The organism is Methylocapsa sp. D3K7 (assembly GCF_029855125.1).
Classification (GTDB): Bacteria; Pseudomonadota; Alphaproteobacteria; order Rhizobiales; family Beijerinckiaceae; genus Methylocapsa.
Genome location: NZ_CP123229.1, coordinates 3,587,313 through 3,601,469, shown reverse-complemented (window position 1 = coordinate 3,601,469; position 14,157 = coordinate 3,587,313). Strand labels below are relative to the sequence as shown.

14 protein-coding genes and 1 tRNA gene are annotated in these 14,157 nt (G+C 61.3%); 3 read left to right on the top strand and 12 right to left on the bottom strand.

The genetic code is table 11. The features are described 5' to 3' along the window. Window positions 1-108 precede the first annotated feature (108 nt). The 10 genes from QEV83_RS16920 to QEV83_RS16875 all read right to left on the bottom strand — a co-directional run bounded on the left by QEV83_RS16920 (window position 109) and on the right by QEV83_RS16875 (window position 9,926). Entirely contained in the window at window positions 109-1,761 is a 1,653-nt protein-coding gene (locus QEV83_RS16920) for a proton-conducting transporter membrane subunit (RefSeq protein ID WP_280128838.1), read from the bottom strand. Next, on the bottom strand, window positions 1,758-3,269 hold the full coding sequence (locus QEV83_RS16915; protein WP_280128837.1) for a proton-conducting transporter membrane subunit: 1,512 nt from the start codon (window positions 3,267-3,269) through the stop codon (window positions 1,758-1,760). The genes QEV83_RS16920 and QEV83_RS16915 overlap by 4 nt, the downstream gene beginning before the upstream one ends. Further along, window positions 3,266-3,610 (bottom strand): NADH-quinone oxidoreductase subunit K, encoded by a 345-nt coding sequence (locus QEV83_RS16910; RefSeq protein WP_280128836.1) that lies wholly within the window; start codon window positions 3,608-3,610, stop codon window positions 3,266-3,268. The genes QEV83_RS16915 and QEV83_RS16910 overlap by 4 nt, the downstream gene beginning before the upstream one ends. Next, window positions 3,607-4,545, bottom strand: a complete 939-nt coding sequence (locus QEV83_RS16905; protein WP_280128835.1) for a hydrogenase subunit MbhD domain-containing protein — start codon at window positions 4,543-4,545, stop codon at window positions 3,607-3,609. Before QEV83_RS16905 ends, QEV83_RS16910 begins: the two co-directional genes overlap by 4 nt. Continuing rightward, on the bottom strand, window positions 4,542-4,835 hold the full coding sequence (locus QEV83_RS16900) for a monovalent cation/H(+) antiporter subunit G (RefSeq protein WP_280128834.1): 294 nt from the start codon (window positions 4,833-4,835) through the stop codon (window positions 4,542-4,544). The genes QEV83_RS16905 and QEV83_RS16900 overlap by 4 nt, the downstream gene beginning before the upstream one ends. Then, complete coding sequence (locus tag QEV83_RS16895) at window positions 4,832-5,116, bottom strand: monovalent cation/H+ antiporter complex subunit F (protein WP_280128833.1); 285 nt, start codon at window positions 5,114-5,116, stop codon at window positions 4,832-4,834. The genes QEV83_RS16900 and QEV83_RS16895 overlap by 4 nt, the downstream gene beginning before the upstream one ends. Then, window positions 5,109-5,612 carry a Na+/H+ antiporter subunit E gene (locus QEV83_RS16890; RefSeq protein ID WP_280128832.1) on the bottom strand — a complete coding sequence of 168 codons (504 nt, stop codon included), beginning with the start codon at window positions 5,610-5,612 and terminating at the stop codon, window positions 5,109-5,111. The genes QEV83_RS16895 and QEV83_RS16890 overlap by 8 nt, the downstream gene beginning before the upstream one ends. Window positions 5,613-5,848: 236 nt before the next feature. After that, window positions 5,849-7,771, bottom strand: a complete 1,923-nt coding sequence (locus QEV83_RS16885; protein WP_348273236.1) for a metallophosphoesterase — start codon at window positions 7,769-7,771, stop codon at window positions 5,849-5,851. 766 nt (window positions 7,772-8,537) lie between these two features. Continuing rightward, a complete protein-coding gene (locus tag QEV83_RS16880; RefSeq protein WP_280128831.1) occupies window positions 8,538-8,918 on the bottom strand; it encodes a hypothetical protein in 381 nt (126 codons plus the stop codon). A gap of 932 nt (window positions 8,919-9,850) precedes the next feature. Continuing rightward, a tRNA-Glu gene (locus QEV83_RS16875) sits at window positions 9,851-9,926 on the bottom strand. A 166-nt stretch (window positions 9,927-10,092) separates the two neighbouring features. On the opposite strand from QEV83_RS16875, the gene QEV83_RS16870 reads away from it, so the two are divergent. Next, a complete protein-coding gene (locus tag QEV83_RS16870; protein ID WP_280128830.1) occupies window positions 10,093-11,475 on the top strand; it encodes a cytochrome P450 in 1,383 nt (460 codons plus the stop codon). Window positions 11,476-11,509: 34 nt separating this feature from the next. Here QEV83_RS16870 and thpR read toward each other — a convergent pair whose 3' ends face one another. Together thpR and QEV83_RS16860 are read right to left on the bottom strand one after the other, a co-directional pair. Further along, window positions 11,510-12,043, bottom strand: coding sequence for an RNA 2',3'-cyclic phosphodiesterase (gene thpR, locus QEV83_RS16865; RefSeq protein ID WP_280128829.1), 534 nt, complete (start codon window positions 12,041-12,043; stop codon window positions 11,510-11,512). A 122-nt stretch (window positions 12,044-12,165) separates the two neighbouring features. After that, on the bottom strand, window positions 12,166-12,909 hold the full coding sequence (locus QEV83_RS16860; protein WP_280128828.1) for an arylesterase: 744 nt from the start codon (window positions 12,907-12,909) through the stop codon (window positions 12,166-12,168). A gap of 2 nt (window positions 12,910-12,911) precedes the next feature. Between QEV83_RS16860 and QEV83_RS16855 the strand changes: the two genes are divergently transcribed. Both QEV83_RS16855 and QEV83_RS16850 read left to right on the top strand, forming a co-directional pair. Continuing rightward, on the top strand, window positions 12,912-13,616 hold the full coding sequence (locus QEV83_RS16855; RefSeq protein WP_280128827.1) for an ABC transporter ATP-binding protein: 705 nt from the start codon (window positions 12,912-12,914) through the stop codon (window positions 13,614-13,616). Between the two features lie 118 nt (window positions 13,617-13,734). Further along, window positions 13,735-14,154, top strand: coding sequence for a YeeE/YedE family protein (locus QEV83_RS16850; RefSeq protein ID WP_280131116.1), 420 nt, complete (start codon window positions 13,735-13,737; stop codon window positions 14,152-14,154). Window positions 14,155-14,157: the final 3 nt, after the last annotated feature.

Below are 14,157 nucleotides of genomic sequence, written 5' to 3'. Positions count from 1 at the left end.
GCGTCAAAACTGACGGCGGATCGGCCTCGAAAGCAAGCAAATCATGGCAGCCGCACGGTGTCGATAGGAGTTGACCCGCCGGACCGGCCACCCGATCCGGAGGGACATTCAACGCGCGGACACCGCCGCAGCCAAAATGAGGGCGACCGTTAGAAGAGACAGGCCTGCTGCAGGCCACTGCCGGAGCCGCAAATCCATGCGTTCAAATGCGGCGCCGAGGGGGTAGCTCGCGCGGAAGGCGGCCTCCTGCGCCACGACAATATCTCCGACGGGCACGCGCGGCAGGCGTTTCCCCCACAGCCACAATCCGGGGCCCAGCGCGGCGCCAGCCAGCACCGGCCAAAGCGCTTCATTTAGCGCCGACAGGGTGAGCGCATCGGCCACAGTGCCGCCCGTGGCGGGATACAGCAGCCAAGGGATCAGGAGCGAGGCGAGCGTCATCCCTAGCCAAGGCAAGGTGAGCCAGGCTGTGGCAGCCGCCCGCACATCTTGCGACGAGCCGCGCGCTACGCGGTGCAGGAAATGCAGCATGAGAAGCGTCGTTCCGGCCGCCGAGATCGTAGCGAGCGTGCCGGCGGTGCCATCTCCCAGCGGTGCCTTGACCGCCAGCTTCGCCAAGGCGCCACCCGTCAAGGGCAACCCGCCAAGACTCAGCGACAGCACCAAAGCTAGGAGTAGCACCAGCCAGAGCCGGCGCCCGCTGGTCACGGCGGCGACGCCGACGGTCAGAAACAGGGCACCCTTCACCAGGACATGATGGGCCGCATAGAAGGCCACATCCAACATTGTCCCCGTGTCGGCCGCGGAAAGGCCCATGCCGAGCACGGCGGCGATCACGCCCATCTGGCTGATGCTGGAATAGGCCAGCACCGCTTTCGGATCGTGTTGCGTGATGCCGATCGCAACCCCATAGAAGGCGGAGATAAAGCCAAAAGCGACCAGGACATCACCCCAGCCCTGGACGGCGGCGTCAAAGGGGAGAAAGCGGATCAATCCAATGACACCGGCCTTGACGGCGGCGCCACTCAGCACGGCGGCGGCGGGAATGGGCGCCACTGTATAGGCCAGTGGCATCCAGCCATGGAGCGGCACCAGCCCAATTTTCATTCCAAAGCCGGTGATGACAAGCAGGAGCGCCGTGCCACGCCAGGGCGAGGACGGCAGCGCGGCCATGACGTCACGGATTTGCACGCTGCCGCTCGCTTCGCCCACCGCGAGCAGCACAAAACCCATCAGCAAAAACGCCTCGCCGAGCACCGTAAACGCAATAAAGACACCGCCGGCCCGCCTTGAAGCGGCTTCGCCGTCATGGGCGATCAGGCCGAAGGCCGGGATGCTCACGAGCGCGTAAACAAGATAGAATGTCAGTAGGTCGGCGGCGATGAAGACGCCGAGACTGCCAGTCAGGGTGAGCAGCCAGCAGACCGCGAAACGTTCGGCATTCGGTTTTCCACGCATCTCCGCCAAGGCGGTGATGCTGGCGGCAATCCAAAGCAGCGCTGCAACAGCGAGCAGCATGGCACCTGGCGTGTCGAGGAAAAGGCTGATCTGGAGCGCGGGTAGCTCGAACGCCGATGGCGCGCCGCCGATCACCAGCAGCGCGGCCGCCAGAGCGGGCAACGGAGCCAACCACAAAAGCGCCAGCGCATGGCGGCGCAGCCGTCGTGAAAGGCAAGCGGCCAGCAAGGCAAGCGGCGGCGCCAGTGCCATACCCAGCAGCAGCGGGCCAAAGCCATGGGCCATGTTCGCCAGGCCGTTCATGGAAGAGCCGCCATCGCGGCAGGGCGGCCGATCTGCAGAAATGCGAAGAAAGACTGCGGCGCGAAGCCGAGCAGCACGGCGCAGAGCGCCAGCGCCAAGGCGATAGCCTCGCGGCTTCGCTGGGGACGTGTCTTTAGGGCAACGCTCGCACTCGTGAACGCGGGGGCCAGCGCCCGGTAAATGTATCCGCCCGCGAGCAGTCCACCCGCCAGCATGACCAGTGCCCACAGCCATTGGCCAGCCTCGACGGAGGCCCTGAGCAGTAACCATTTCGCGGCGAAGCCGCCGCTCGGCGGCAGACCCATCAGCGACAGGCCGCCGAGGCCCAACGCAAATATGGTCATCGGCATCGCCCGGCCGGCGCCGCCAAGACCGGCGATCCGGTCATGGCCGAGGGATTCGGCGATGAGGCCGGCCGCCAGGAACATCGCCGCTTTGGCGAAAGCGTGCGAAAGGGTTTGCATCAGGCCACCGCTCCAGGCTTCGGCAGCCCAGGGATGCGTGCCGGACGCGAGCGGAGACATCAAAAACAAATAGCCGATTTGCGCGACAGTCGAATAGGCGATCAAGAGTTTCAGCCGCTCCTGCCGAAGCGCCAGCACACTGCCGGAAAGGATCGCTGCCGAACCGAGGATGGCAAGGATTGTCCCCGGTATCGCGTTCGGCAGCCCTGGCAACACATCAAACCAGAGCCGCACGATCAGAAAAAAGGAGGCCTTGACAACCAGCCCCGAAAGCACGGCGCTCGCCGCGGCGGGCGCGTTCGCATGGGCTGGCGGCAGCCATAAATGCAGCGGGAACAGAGCGGTCTTGGCAAGCAATCCGGCCGTCATCAGCCCCGCCGCGATCCAGACGGCGGGCTCGGCGCGAATCCGGGCCGCGAGAAGGACGATGTCGAGCGTGCCAAAAGCTCCATAGAGCAAAGCGGCGCCGAGCAGATAAAATACGGAACCAAACAGTGCAAAAAGCAGATAGCGCAGCGCGGCAGCGAGCGTTGCGGGACGGCCATCGAGACAAACCAGCGGCACGGCGGCGAAGGTTAGAAGCTCCAGCGCGACATAGAGATTGAAGAGATCGCCGCCGAGAAAGACGATATTCAACGCCGCCCAGATCGCCTGCAGCAGTATCCAGAACGCCAGCGGCGCGCGCGCTTCGGTGATCCCAGGGGGCGTTACAAAATTGGCGCGCGCAAAAAGCCCGGCGGCCGGAATCACCAGCGCCGCCGTCACCATCATCACGGCGGAAAATCCATCGGCCCGCAGTGCGATTCCGAGCGGCGGCGTAAACCCGCCAAGAATGTAGACGAGCGGCTGGCCGGAGCGCCAGAGAAGGAAGGCAATGACGGCGGCAACGCCGAATCCCAGCGGCATGAGGCCGAGCGCGATGCGTTCCGCGTAACGCCCGCCGAGCACGAGCGACAACAGGATGCCGGCAACTGGCAAGATGATCGCCAGCACAAGCAGGAACCCACCCGCCGTTGGCGAGAAGGCAGCGGCCGTCACGATCATTCGCTATCGGCTCCGTTGCCAGGCGGTTTCATCCAAGCCTCGGGACGCAGCGTGACGCGCCCGGTCTCATCGAAAAGCCGCAGCACCAAAGCTATTGCGAGTGCACTCGCCGCGAAAGCGACAACAATCCCGGTGATCACCATCGCCTGCGGCACGGGATCGGCGGCAAATCCAGCAGCCGCGCCTCTTCGCGCGATGATGCCGAACAGCAGAAAAACGCCACTGCCGATCAGATTGAAGGCGAGAATTTTGCGCAGCGGCTGCGGATTGGTGATGAGGCCATAAAGGCCAAGACCCACCAGCGCCGCGCCGGTGAGCCCAGCCAGCGTTGCCGCATTCATCGCCGGGGCGCCCGGCGTGGAGGACCCGCGACCAGCATCGGGAGGGTCACGGCGATGGTAAGGGTCATAAAGGCCTCGACGAAGAGAATTAAGGGTTTGGCGAAGCCGGCGGGATAAGCAAAAAAACCGCTCGCCACACCGATGCCAGCGACGCCCGCCGCCAGAAACACGGCGGGACCCGCGACAAGCGCAAGCCGTAACCAAAGTGCGCCGACCGGCGGCGCTTCGATGATCTTGGCCATGATGACAATCATCCACATGGCGGCGAGGATGGCGCCACCCTGAAAGGCGCCCCCCGGCGCATCCGCGCCGGTCCAGAAGATGTGAATGCCCACGAGGATCCCGAGAGGCGGCAACATTTGCGCGAGGAAAGCCAGAGTGGGTTCCGGATGCATCGCGCGGGGTTCCCCCGGTGCGCCGCCCCAAAAGCGGTCGGGCGCGAGCGACCATACGCCAACGACAGCCAGGACCAGCACGACCTTTTCGAGCATCGTGTCGAAGGCACGATAGGTAATCAGAACGGCGGTGACGGGGTTGCCGAGACCCGTTTCAGCGAGGTGTTGCGATGCCTCGGGAGCCAGTGTCGGAGCCGGGTCAGGCAAAAACAGCACGACGGTGGCAAGGGCCAAAGTGACAGCGGCGCAAAGAACAATCGTCCAAAAGCGCTGCGGTTCGCTGGGGTGTTCGGCGACCTCGGCCTCCCGCAGGCGGGCGGCGGCGCCAATGAGCAGCACGCCCGTGACGCCGCTGCCAATCGCGGCCTCCGTCAGCGCCACATCGACCGCGAACAGGCGAACCCAAACGATCGAGAGCAGCAGACCATAGGCGACATAGGCAACGACGGCCGCAAAAGCCTCGCGCACGAAAATAGTCCAGGCGGCGAGCGCCAAAACCAGGGCAGCCAAGCCCGTATCGAGAGCTTGCAGAACACTCATGCCGCCGTTCCCTTGCGCCGGACTGCGCGCCCGATAAGCTGCGCAACTGTCGCGCCGGCCAATTGAACGAGCGCCCAAATGGCAACGAGTTTGAGTGCGGCAAGCGGACTTTCCATGCGGGGCAGCAAACCAAGCACGACAAGACCGAGACCGAGATTGTCGGCCTTGGTCAGCGCGTGCAAACGAGTCAGTGCGTCAGGGAAGCGCAGCAAACCCACCGTGCCAGCAAAAAAGAAAAAGGCGCCAGCGCCGATCGCCGCGATGCTGAAGGTGTCAAGAACGAGATTCATCCGCCCATCCGCCGGGAGTCGTCCGTCTCCGGAGCCGCCCCGCCGTTGACGAAGGCGACGGAAGCAAAAGCGGCAAGAAGCGCAAGCCCCAAGGCGACATCCTCCACCCCACGCACGCCAGTCGCCGCGGCGACCAGCAGCAGCGAGGCGATTCCGCCGGTGCCGAGGAGTTGCGCCGCCATCATACGGTCGGCGTTGCCAGGTCCCCTGAGGATGCGGAGGAGACCAACCGCCACCGTGAATAGAATAAAGCCCGCAGCGGCGAGCAGAAAATCACTCATGGCGGAGTGCCCGGATGAACAAACTCTCTTCCATAGCCAGGTTGGCGGCAACTGGCTGGTCGACATCGAGGCAGTGGACGAGAAGCGCCCCATCTTCGCCGGTCCCGGTTGGCAGCGTTCCGGGCAGCAGACTGGACAGAGCGCAGAACGCGCACCGCGCTCCGCCCGGCGGCAAGCGCAAAGGATAGGCGACGAAGCCTGGCCGCAGTTGAAGTCTCGGGTTGAGCGCGCGCCACGCAACTTCCGTTCCCGACACCACGGACTGACGTAGGAAGCGAATCGCGAGCGCCGCGACGGCCGTGATGCGTGGCCGCGATCGCCCCGCCGGCAGGAGGCGCAGGCTGGTCCAGGTGGCAGACGCAACGGCCGCCAGCCCCACCGGAAGATCGGCGAGGTTGCGGCCAGAGACCATAAGCCAGAAGCCAAGGAATAGTGCGGCTCGTACCGCCGCGACCCGGATGAGGCGCGGCGCGGCATCATCCCTAGGGGCGCTCAAGAGGCAATCCGTCGAGCAGCGGGGAGACGATGTACGGCAGATGGTGCAGGCAACAGCGCAACGACCCAGCGTGAAAGTTGCTCATACTCTATGCCGGTGCGGCTGGGCATCCGAGATCTCATCTGCTTCCGTTGACGCGGCAAAGTTACCATGCTCCTCCGATTCCGCCAACGTTGCGCGGTTTAGGACGGTTGTGTGGCGTCGCCCTTCGGAAGCAGGCGATTTTGACAAGCTCGCTATTCGATGCTCGATTCGCCAGGTAAGTGTCCCATGCTTATTGGGCGCGTCGCGTCTTTCACGAATTCGCGCCCGTTTTCAACCGCCGCGAAATCGTCGGGGAATTGCTGCCATGGCAGGTCGATCCGGTCCGGTTCGAGCAGCCGGAGCTTGCCGTCGCTCACCACCGCTAGGGTGTGGACATAGAAATAAGTGTCGCAGCCGTCGGTCGCTTGCATCACAGGGGATGGCGCGGAGACGATCAGCAGACCGCCGCACGCGCCGATCCAGTCGATATGCCGGTGGCCGTGCATGACCACCGCGTGGCCGGCCAGGCGTTGCAGATGCCGCACAAACCAGCTTCCATTGATCAGGGCAGTGCCGATGCGCTCGGACAGCGCCTTCGCCGGCATGGGATATTCGACGAGGTGGTGGTGAAGCGCCACGATCCAGCACGCGCGTGGGTATTGTTTGGCGGCAATGTCGATGGCCTTGGCTTGCGCATATGAGACCAGCCCGAGCGCATTCGTGAAAGAGAAATGCGTCTCGGCGTTCGAATTCAGCACGATCACCCCGAGCCCATCGTCGGTGCCGGGCGGCCGCACCATGGGAAAGATTGTCGCCCACAGATCCGCTAAGCGCCTCGAAAGCAGCAAGGATCCCGTATCCGCGAAGGCGGCCATTTCGTTAAGATGCGGCCCCAGGGTTTGTGCGAGCGTATCCCCGAGCTTGCCGGAGACTCGGTCGAGCACCCGGACCTTGTCGCCCTGGATCGCCGCGAGTGCGGAGACGGTCCGGACTTGACGCAACCGCTTCTTGGGGCTTCCTGGCAGGTCGAGGCGGGCTGGGTTAGCCCGGTCCACCACATTGACGTCGTGGTTGCCGGGGAGCCCGATTACGAGCGCCGCGAGCTGCGGATGGGGCGCCAAGGCGTCGAAAAACTCCGCCCATTCCGCCGAACGGCCGGCGTCGGTCAAATCTCCGGTAATTAGAATTGCGTCGAGCGGCTGCTTTGCGTGGATCTCATCCAATCGTGCGAGGGCTTGCCGGAGCCTGCCGTTGCCGCGTGGACCAGACCTTCCGCTCTCGATCCGGAAGCCATACCGCTCGCCGACGGCGTGGATATCGGACAAGTGGGCCACGCGCCAAGACCGGCCGCCCTGCGGGGGCGTATCAAAGGACTCCAGATCGCGGGGCTGGGCCATCGTCGCGTCGGCAACACCCCATATCAATGCCGCTCCACCAAAATACGCCGCGACAATAACGACGGCGTTCGTTAGCACGACCGGGATGAGCAAGTGCGGTAACGCGAGATCGGCAAGATTGCCAACCCATCGCGAAGCGGGCCATGCGAGCATTGCGACCCAAAACATGGCCGCGGCGATCGCCAATCCCGACACCGCAGCGCTGGCCGCGCGGACCGAACCCCGCCGCGCCAGACTGACGCCGTGCGGGAGAAACCGTTCGGCGAAATGCCGAAATCCCTCGCGGCAGATGATATAGCCCGGCTGAACTCCCAAGGCGTTGAGCGACCAAAAACTACTTTCGATCAAGCGCATGAGAGGACGCCCGCCAAACCAAGCCAAGCCGGCGAGCGCAAAGAGGAGCACGAGCGGCCAGATCCCTGTCAGGACAATGGAAGCCTTCCACGAAACTGTGCCAATCCAAAGCGAGACGAGGAGCGGCGCCATGCCGAGCAGGATGCCCGGCACCCCAATCAGGAGGATCCAAGCCAGGACCAGCTTGGGAAGGCTAATCTCTACCAGCAAACTGCCGGCAAGGGAGAACAGCGACCGCTGCTTCGTGCTTGACGCATCGTCTTCGATATCGCCGCCGCGCGGATCGATGATCAGCTTCATGGACAGAATCAGCCCTTCATCGAACGCCCGCGGCACAAAATCCGTCGCGGCTCTTGAAGCGGTTTGATCGAGATCAAGTGCCACTCCTACGGTTGCGTAGTAGTATTATCGTTAGCCATGTTGGGCACCGTCTGGCGGTTCGGCATGGTTAGGGACGGCCGTGTGGGGCTCGGCCATTCCGCTGTAGCCATTGTTGGACATTTGGGGTGTTCCGATGGTGAGGGACGGCCAGTTGCTGGTACCTCCTGGCCGTCCCGCTCGCTACGCCACAGCGCGAATATCAAGAACCTCCGCCAGATATTGCTCCTTGAGAGCCGAGAGCGCAATCGAGAACTTGTCTAAGAGGCCGCGGAGCTTTGGAGCGCAGTGGCGTGGCGTTGCCTCGTCATCGATGCACCAAGTGTCTCTGGCGACAGTGCGCCGAGAGCTTAACGGGGAGGTGCTTTTGCTATGCGGATTCCCTTTCCGTCATTTGCTCAAAGCACCGCCTATGTTATTTTTAGAACATTAGGCAATGGCAAATAAGGGCAACTCGCGCTCTTCACGGCTTGTTTCAATCCGCAGTTACCAATATCCAGCTTTTCAATTATGACGTTGAAGCGGGCAGAAGGCGTCGGCATGCCCGCGGCTTCGCTATCGCGCCGCCCGCGTCGAGTTCATTGCCGAGCATGGCGGAGGATCGGGAGTGCGTCTCGCAAAGCCGAAAGCAAAAAGGAAATCTCTGACATGAGCGAACAGAAACGTTCCATGCGGCCTCATGAAGTTGGATTATTGGCCCTCATTGCTCTTCTCATTGGCAGAATCACCATGCTAGCCTTGCGCGTCGTTCGCGGGAAAAAGACCTGACCGCTCATTTGAAATGGCGGCCATTCAAGCGGCGTGCTCCTTGGGCGTTTCCGCCACCCTCAGCCGCATGGGTTTCCCCGCCACCGGCGACGCCCCCGGCCGCGACGGCGCCGCTCTGCGCGCCGAGGACGGTGCCATAGGAAGCGCCGGCTTCAACGCCAACGGCGCCATCATAGACCGCCACACCATTGGCACCCGAGGCGCCAGAATGGTAGCCATTCGCCTCACCACCTTCCGCCCCGGCATGTGCTGCGCCTGCCTCGCCGCCGGCGCCTGAATGGAAGCCGCCGCCACGGCTCGCCCGAAAAGCATCGGCTCGATTCGGGCAGCCGATGACAAGTGTCGAGATCAAGATCGCGGCGCCCGTGAACAAACTTCTTTTCATGGCCGAATTCCCCAATTCAAAAATTAAAACGCCTTGCAGCAAATGCACTGAATCGATGCGCTCGATGTGTGAAATTATGTGAAAGTCAATGCATAGAAGTCTAATTCTCAGCGGTTTTCTTCTGCATATCGAAAGTCCGCCTGTTCCATTCTGCGGCAACACCTTGAGAAGCTCACTGGCGGATGCTATGACGCAAATCTGCCTTAGACCAAAGTCTCCACAGCATGTTGAGTTTTACGGGGAGGAACGAGCTTGCATCGAACCCTTTGCAGAGCGGCTGCCATCGCCGCCATGGTTACCGTCTTATTCGCCTTTGACGCCGATGCATTTCCAATATCGCCGGTTGCTCGCCAAGTCTCACATGTGACGCTGGTCGCCGGCGGCTGTGGTGTGGGCTTTCATCGTGGTCCTTATGGAGGCTGCCGGCCCAACGTAGCGGGTTATCCGGCAACCGGATACGTCGGGGGTGTCTATCGTGGCGGCGTTTATCGCGGCGGAGTGTACCGCGGAGGTGTCTACCATCACGGCGGCGTGTACCGCGGGGGTGCCTACCATCGCGGTGGCGTCTACCATCGCGGCGGCCGGGTTCGTCGCTGAACGAGCGTACTTGCCACGACGTCCTCGAGATCGTCATTGAAGCGTTTGTCGCTCACATAATCGTGCATCGAATGTCTAGGCATTGCTGCCTCCGGTGTTGCGCGCGACTTGTGGCTGCTTATAGCAACCAGCTCTTCCCAGACGCCGCTACAGCTTTTGTTGGATCTCGACAGCCGGCATCTTGGCAAGATCATGGGAAGTTTCGTGGATTGGCGTCTCGGCAAGGAAAAGTCCAGCCGCGATGCGGAGCGCTCCACCGCACTTCACGCAAATTCAGCGCGATATTATGGCCATGTCTTGGACCCAGCCAATAAGCGCTAAGTCACTGAAATTATTGGCGCTCCCTAGGGGAATCGAACCCCTGTTTTCGCCGTGAGAGGGCGACGTCCTAGACCGCTAGACGAAGGGAGCCTTCAGCTGCTGGCAACGGTTCTATATCGGGCCCGCCAGTGCCGCAAGCTGGCATATCGATCCGTGCGAGCGCCTGTCGTTGACACCACCATGAACGACCTCCTCTCGTCTCGGTGACTCGCTTCGCGCTTCCCAAGCGGCGCGATCAATCCTAGATATGTCTATCATGACAGAACTTTTCTTTGAGCCGCCGTCTCCACCAGCGCCGATGCCGCTTGACGCACCGCTTGGGCCCATCGGAACATTGCGCGTCTTGCGCAAAAACCCAATCGAAACCTGGACCAAGGCGCATTTCGAACTGCCAATTCTTATCGGCCCGACCATCCTTGGCACGATTGCGGTGATCAATGATCCTGCGGCGATCCGCCGCGTGTTTGTTGAAAACGCCGGCAACTATCGCAAGGACGCCTTGCAAAAGCGCATTCTCGGCCAAGGCCTAAGCGAAGGCCTTCTGGAAGCTGAAGGCGATGATTGGCGGATGCAACGGCGAACCTTGGCGCCCCTGTTCACGCCCAAGACTGTCAACTCATTTTCGCGCGCCTTCGCCGCCGCAGCGGCGGAGCACGTCGCGCGCTGGGGGCGGATGCGCGAGGGGCGGATGATCGATGTCCGGCCAGAAATGGGCCGCGTGACGCTCGATGTCCTCGGGCGCACAATCTTTTCGGACGGGCTTGGGCAAGACTTGGATCAGTTCGTCGCCGCAACATCTGACTACTTCGCCTCCGTCGGCCGGCTCGACATCTTCGATCTGCTTGACTTTCCCGACTGGGTGCCACGCTGGGGCAAAATCGGAAATCGCGATGGCGAAAAATTTTTCGCTTCGGTCGTCGACACAATCGTTGCCAAACGCAAGCGTCTTCTTGCGAGTGACAAGGAGACTGTGCCACGCGATATCCTCACCCTCCTTCTCGAAGCTCAAGATCCGCAAACTGGCTCCGGGCTGAGCGATACGGAAGTCAGAGCCAACATCCTGACCTTTATCGCCGCGGGGCACGAAACCACTGCAAACGCTTTAACCTGGTCCTTGTTTCTTCTCTCGCTGTCGGAGGAATGGCGGCAAAGACTTGCGGCGGAGGCCGACGCGGTATTGCCTGGTCCCGTCGAGGAGTATCCGGCGCGGCTTGTTGAAACGCGGGCGGTCATCGAGGAGGCCATGCGTCTTTATCCGCCGGTCGCCAGCATGAGCCGGCAGGCCATCGGTCCGGACGACCTCGCCGGTAAGCGTATCCGGAAAAACTCCTTGGTCATTGTGTCGCAATGGGTCTTACACCGGCATCGCTTGCTCTGGGACAAACCAAATAGTTTTGATCCCCGCCGTTTTCTTCCCGGCGCGCGCGAAAAAATCGACCGGTTCTCTTACTTACCCTTCGGCGCCGGTCCCCGCGTGTGCATTGGCGCCTCTTTCTCATTGCAAGAAGCGTCAATCATTCTCGCCTATATCATGCGATCTTTCTCGCTTGAACTGAAGGAAAACCACGTGGTGAAACCTGTGCAGCGGATTACTCTGCGGCCGGATGGGGGTCTACCGATGATTTTACGCAGGCGCTAACCTTACGTTCTTTCTGATTGGCGTGCATGGCACGTCACCCGAGCGGATAAGCCGCCTCTACCACATAGGGGCCGCCCCCAGTCGAAGACCGCGCCGAGAACAACACAAAACGTTTCGCCTCAAATCGGCGCGAGAAGAAATAGCCTCTCGCCGATAGATATTCAGCAACACCGTTGCAAGATGCCGCGCGCAGCCGCGCGAGCGTGACATGCGGTGTGAATTTGCGCGGTTCGGGCGCGATGCCGATACGCCGCATCAGGCTCTCCTGGCGCGCTTGTAGTTCGATCAACGGGGTTGCCGCCTTCGCCTTGGCGACGAGTGCCCGGGGCTTGGCGCCGCCAAACGAACTCAATCCTTCAATCGTCACCGTAAACGGAGGATGCCGGATTTTTTCGAGGATCGAATGGACGTCATATGCGGTCGAGTCATCGATATCGCCGATGAATCGCAACGTCAGATGATAATTCTCAGCGTCAATCCAGCGCGCGCCGGAGAGCCCGCCGCGCAACATGGAAAGATCCGTTGCGAGATCGGAAGGGATTTCTATACCCGTGAAGAGACGGGGCATGGATCCCTCCTGCCGAGGCCAGGAGACTGCGAATCATCGCGACACCTGGACGGGAACATAAGCTCGCAGGCTTATATCGAAGATTCGCTGGAAAGGAAATTGCCGATCCGGAAAACGGCGCGTTATTCACCCGTCTTCGGCGCGGCATTTTTGTCCAATTGACTAAGGAAGCTGCGCACAGTGGGAAGTATGCTCGCGACAATTCGTTGCACCCCGGCCGGATTGGGATGCAGACCGTCGGGCTGTTTGACGGAGGGATCCCCGGCCACACCATCGAGAAAAAACGGATAGAGCGGTAAGTCATATTTCTTTGCGAGCTCCGGGTAAATCGCATCGAAGCGCGATTTGAATTCCGGGCCAAGGCTCGGGGTTGCCTTCATCCCCGCGATCAGAACTTTGATATTCATCGCCTTGAGCTTTGCGAGCATCGCATCGAGCGCGGCCTTAGTGATGTCTGGATCGATCCCGCGCAGCATATCGTTGGCGCCGAGCTCCAGGATAACGCCGTCGGCGCCGCCAGCCAGCGTCCAATCCAGCCGGGCCAGGCCACCAGATGTTGTGTCGCCAGAGACGCCGGCATTGATGATCGCCACATTGTAGCCTTCCGCGCGGAGTTTCTCCTGTAGGACGCTGGGAAAGGCGGCATCGGTGGCCACTCCAAGACCGGCGACCAGACTGTCGCCGAAAGCAATGATTTTCAGTGTTGGCGCGTCCTTCACCGCGGCGATAGCCGGGTATGATGAGAGCGCCGCCGCCAAAAGGATGGCCGCCAATTGCAAAAACGCGCTGGGATGTCCATATCCCAACAGCCTTGGTTGCGGCTTTGAGGTTTGCAAGATAGTTGTTCGGGCGGTTGCGGATTGCATGGATGAATGAACCGGCGGTAAAATTAAAAAATGTACATCTGAGCCTAGGGCGCGGCGCCGCAAGGGTTCATATCCTGAAGGGAATTTCGCTGCAAATCGCACGCGGCCAGACGACCGGTCTTGTCGGCCCTTCGGGTTCTGGAAAATCCACCCTCCTTATGGTTATGGCTGGCCTTGAACAGGCGGATGCTGGTGAGATCGAGGTGGATGGCGTTTGCCTCGACCGCCTCGGCGAGGATGACCTCGCGCGCTTCCGCGGCGCGCGCATTGGCATTGTGTTCCAATCGTTCCATCTCATTCCAACAATGACTGCGCTTGAAAATGTCGCAATCCCGCTTGAGCTTGCCGGAGCTGCGGCTCCATTTGCGCGCGCGCGCGCTGAGCTGGATGCTGTCGGATTGAACCATAGATTTGGACATTACCCGGCACAATTGTCGGGCGGCGAGCAACAGCGTGTCGCACTTGCCCGTGCAATCGCGCCAGATCCCGTGATCCTCGTCGCCGACGAACCGACGGGAAACCTCGATGAAACAACCGGCCAATCCATCATTGATCTTATGTTTGCCTTGAAGCGCGACCGCGGGACGACCTTGATCCTTGTCACACACGACCTCGCGCTTGCGAGCAAATGCGATCGCATCGTCAGGCTGCGCTCCGGCCAGATTGAGGAGACGGCATCCTTTGAGACAACCAAGCTAATGGCCTAGTACCACCGGGCAGCATCCGCTTTGAACCAAGTGTAGGAATTTTACATATATGAGTTAAATTATAGAGCTTGAGTCAGCTTCAAACCCGCCGGCTTCCGCCCGTAAGACAAGCAGCATGATGTCACTGACATATCTTCACGCTTTCACCGGCGGCGCCTTAATTGGTCTTGCCGCGGCTTTGTTCTTGCTGTTGGATGGCCGTATCGCCGGTGTGAGCGGGATTATCGGTGGCTCTCTCAAGCCTGCCAGTGAAAATCAACTGCGAAATATATGCTTTCTGATCGGGCTTTTCCTAGGACCAGCGATTTATCGTCTGAGTTTTGGCGGCTGGCCGGTTGTTCGTTTCGAAACCCCTATTTGGGTTCTCGCTCTTGCGGGTCTTTTCGTTGGTTTCGGTACCCGGCTTGGTTCCGGTTGCACCAGCGGTCACGGGGTTTGCGGCCTGGCGCGCCTTTCGCGCAGATCAATCGTCGCGGTCGCCACCTTTGTGACCTTCGGGATGCTCACCGTCGCCGCCATGAACCGCATGGGATATTGACGC

Excerpts from the sequence above, each read along its gene's own strand:
- QEV83_RS16870 (WP_280128830.1), top strand. The coding sequence starts at position 10,093 with ATGACAGAACTTTTCTTTGAGCCGCCGTCTCCACCAGCGCCGATGCCG.
- QEV83_RS16850 (WP_280131116.1), top strand. The coding sequence starts at position 13,735 with ATGTCACTGACATATCTTCACGCTTTCACCGGCGGCGCCTTAATTGGT.
- QEV83_RS16860 (WP_280128828.1), bottom strand. The coding sequence starts at position 12,909 with ATGCAATCCGCAACCGCCCGAACAACTATCTTGCAAACCTCAAAGCCG.
- QEV83_RS16880 (WP_280128831.1), bottom strand. The coding sequence starts at position 8,918 with ATGAAAAGAAGTTTGTTCACGGGCGCCGCGATCTTGATCTCGACACTT.
- QEV83_RS16915 (WP_280128837.1), bottom strand. The coding sequence starts at position 3,269 with ATGATCGTGACGGCCGCTGCCTTCTCGCCAACGGCGGGTGGGTTCCTG.
- QEV83_RS16900 (WP_280128834.1), bottom strand. The coding sequence starts at position 4,835 with ATGAATCTCGTTCTTGACACCTTCAGCATCGCGGCGATCGGCGCTGGC.
- QEV83_RS16910 (WP_280128836.1), bottom strand. The coding sequence starts at position 3,610 with ATGAATGCGGCAACGCTGGCTGGGCTCACCGGCGCGGCGCTGGTGGGT.
- QEV83_RS16920 (WP_280128838.1), bottom strand. The coding sequence starts at position 1,761 with ATGAACGGCCTGGCGAACATGGCCCATGGCTTTGGCCCGCTGCTGCTG.
- QEV83_RS16855 (WP_280128827.1), top strand. The coding sequence starts at position 12,912 with ATGAATGAACCGGCGGTAAAATTAAAAAATGTACATCTGAGCCTAGGG.
- QEV83_RS16905 (WP_280128835.1), bottom strand. The coding sequence starts at position 4,545 with ATGAGTGTTCTGCAAGCTCTCGATACGGGCTTGGCTGCCCTGGTTTTG.
- QEV83_RS16895 (WP_280128833.1), bottom strand. The coding sequence starts at position 5,116 with ATGAGTGATTTTCTGCTCGCCGCTGCGGGCTTTATTCTATTCACGGTG.
- thpR (WP_280128829.1), bottom strand. The coding sequence starts at position 12,043 with ATGCCCCGTCTCTTCACGGGTATAGAAATCCCTTCCGATCTCGCAACG.